Origin of the sequence: Roseomonas sp. TAS13, from assembly GCF_001950415.1 — a bacterium.
Classification (GTDB): domain Bacteria; phylum Pseudomonadota; class Alphaproteobacteria; order Acetobacterales; family Acetobacteraceae; genus Roseomonas; species Roseomonas mucosa.
In genome coordinates this window covers 1-2,828 of sequence record NZ_BDLP01000475.1, presented here as the reverse complement: position 1 = coordinate 2,828, position 2,828 = coordinate 1, and the positions used below count along the sequence as shown (strand labels likewise).

Annotated in this window: 3 protein-coding genes and 1 pseudogene; all 4 read right to left on the bottom strand. The window is 73.2% G+C overall.

The window, feature by feature from the left end; genetic code table 11:
- Positions 1 to 1,683: phage tail protein (locus ROTAS13_RS22330; RefSeq protein WP_075823482.1), on the bottom strand; the 1,683-nt coding region annotated here is incomplete at its 3' end.
- Positions 1,683 to 2,036, bottom strand: a complete 354-nt coding sequence (locus ROTAS13_RS22325; RefSeq protein WP_075823481.1) for a DUF6950 family protein — start codon at positions 2,034 to 2,036, stop codon at positions 1,683 to 1,685. The genes ROTAS13_RS22325 and ROTAS13_RS22330, both read right to left, overlap by 1 nt.
- The gene (locus ROTAS13_RS22320) at positions 2,033 to 2,599 is read right to left on the bottom strand and encodes a hypothetical protein (RefSeq protein ID WP_075823479.1); all 567 of its coding nucleotides are present in this window, start codon (positions 2,597 to 2,599) and stop codon (positions 2,033 to 2,035) included. The genes ROTAS13_RS22325 and ROTAS13_RS22320 overlap by 4 nt, the downstream gene beginning before the upstream one ends.
- Positions 2,599 to 2,828 (bottom strand): annotated as a pseudogene (locus tag ROTAS13_RS22315) (hypothetical protein); the annotation flags it as partial. The gene ROTAS13_RS22320 and the pseudogene ROTAS13_RS22315, both read right to left, overlap by 1 nt.

Sequence of the window (2,828 nt, the reverse complement as noted above, 5' to 3'; positions counted from 1 at the left end):
CGGCTCCGCGGTGGGGATGGCGACGGCGGTGGCGCCGAAGCCGCCGGCATAGCCCTGCCAGACGGCGACCGAGGCCGGCCGGAACTCGATCTCGTAGCCGGCCAGATAGGCCGAACCCACCGCCGACCAGGACACCGCGATCGCCGTGAAGGTCACCGCCACCGGCGTGTTCACCAGGATGGCCGCCGGCGCCGCGATCACGCCCGGGTTGGGCAGCACCACGGAAGGGTTCTGCCCGGTCGCCCGCTCGTCGGTGGCCGGGTTCCACGACCAGACGGCCGGGTCCTCCTCGGACAGTTGCAGGTTCACCCCGCCATCCGGCGCCAGCGCCCAGCCCGTCACGCGCGCTGGGAATGGCGTCAGCCGGTCGAGGGCCACCGTCACCCCATCCCAGGGCCGCAGGCGCAGCGCCGAGAGGTTGGCCTGCATCGCCACCTCGCGCTGGCGGCGGTTGCGCTCCAGCTCGATTTTCATGAGCCGCTGAACCGTGGAAGCCGAGGTGGTGAGCGGGAACTCCATGTCCCGGTAGATCGCCTCGCCGCCATCCTCGGTGACGTAGTTGCTGGCGAGCAGCGGCGGCGCATCGGTTGGCTGCCAGGCCGCAGCCGGCTCGACATAGACGGCACGTACCCCGTTGAAGAGATCCCGCCGCGGGCGCGAGCCGACGATGGTGACGTCACCGCGCAGATCATCCGAGGTGAGCGTGGCGGCCGGCAGCGCCGGCGCCCCCGCGTGGATGTAGACGCGGCCGCCCGACACGACCAGCGCGCCCGCCATGGCGGCGACCAGCTTGCGGGTGATGGCGATCTTGCCCTCGCCGAGCGTGACGGCGCCGTTGACCGTGTAGCGGCGCTCGGCGGTGCCATCGCGCCGGCCCATGATTTCGTCGCAGATGTTGGCCGCGGCCATGAGCGCCGGCAGGTCGATGTCCGCCCAGGCCGCGCGCCAGCCAAAGGACGACGTCAGGTACCAGGCGAGGCACAGCGCGGGATTGTCGGACCAGCCGGTGGCGCCGGTGCGCGGATCGAGAATGGTGTCCGCCCCCTCGACGATGGCGGACAGGCTGGGCGCGCCGGAGGGGAAGGCCTCGGGCCGCAGCTTGAGCCGCACGGCGAGATAGGCCCGCCCCTGGCCACGGTGCGCGGCGGTCCACTGGCCACCGGTGTCAGCGACGAGATTGGCATTGGCGCCCTGGCCGGGATCGCCCAGCGCGCGGTCGATGCGCAGCAGGCCGGCGAACTTCGCGTCGGTGGAGGCGGTGCCATTGAGAAAGACGTCGCCGATCGCGCGCACGCGATGGGCGGCCAGAACCACGACGACATGCAGGAAGCCGTCGGCGCGGCCCTCGTCATCGGTGGCGGAATGCAGGAACACCACGGGGCCGGAGGTGCGGCAGCGGCCGAAGACGATCTGGTGCTCGGTGATGGGTTGGCGGAAGGACTGGGTGCGGCCCGCGCCGGGCGTGCGGGGATCGAAGCCGGAGCCCGGGCCGGTGTCCGTCCCTGGCGTGACGTTGGCGCTGCGGGCGGCGGAGGGCGACTTGGGGCGGAAGACCGCGGCGCCCACTGCGGAGACCACCAGGGCGGCGCCGGCGGCCGCCACGGCGCCCAGAACGCCGCCGCCAATGACGGCCGAGGCGGCGGCCCCCGCGGCGGCGGCAATGAAGGGGATGGCGACGGGCATCAGCCAACCCTCCAGGCGATGGTGCAGGCGGTGACAGGCAGGCGCAGGAGTCCGGCGGGGCCGACGAAGGCGGCGCGGCCGGCATCGAGCACGACCCCAAGGCGATCGGGCTCACTGGCCAGCACCACGTCGCCCGTCCGGGCGAAGGGCACCGGCACACGCGGGTAGCCGCCCGTGTCGGCCATCTCCGCGAGCGTCGGGCGGTGCTGCCACGACGGCCGCTGGCCCGTGCACGCCATGACCGCCGCCAGGGCGAAGCGCCCGCAGTTCCAGCGCGCTGCGTCGAAGGGCCGATGCTCGGCTGCGGTGATGAGCGCCGCCAGCCGCTCCGGCCAGTCCGGCAGCCGGGTCACTGGATCGGCAGCCGGATCTCCGCCTCCTGCAGCGCCGGCACGAACTCGAAGAACCGATCGCCGGGATACTCGGCCTGCTGGTCGGCATCCGTGTAGCGCCGCACCTCCGCGCGCTCGAGGTCCACCAGCCGGCTCTCGCAGGCCAGCGCCACGGAAGGCTCGGCGCCGTCCGTCACCTCCATCGTGTCCATCAGCCCCGCCCAGAGCGGGAACGGGTCCGCCACGAATGCCCCTTGGGCATCCAGCAGCGCGCCCCAAAGCGTGACGGGCCGCAGGCGATAGCTCCGCTCGGCCAGGGCGATATCCACCACCTCCTGCGGCACCGGCGACAGGGCAAGGGTGAGCCTCACGGCGCGCAGTTCCACCGTCTCCTCGACATCCGAGATGGCGCCGATGCTGCCGGCGCCCTCGAACACCTTCCCGGCCCAGTCGAGCGGCCCGAGCCCGGTCCAGACGCGAAAGGGACCGGTGGCGAAGTCGAGCTCGACCAGCACGACCGGCGTGGCGATCGGCGCCGTGGCGGCGGAGGCCGCCTGGTTGCTGAGACGCGGGGTGCCGGACATCAGAGGGCTTCCTCGAGGCGGATGGTGACCGCGGCGAAGGGGCCTGGCCGCGTCGGGTTCGCCGCCTCGTCGTCGGAGACCAGCCGCATCGGCACACTTGGCAGCGAGAGGATCAGCGGCTCGCCCACCACAACCGCGGCTCGCAGCGGCGGCGCGATGGCGATGGTGGCCGTGCCGGCGCCTGATGCCGCGACTGCGGCAGTGGCGATGTAGAGCCGCCCGCCGAGGC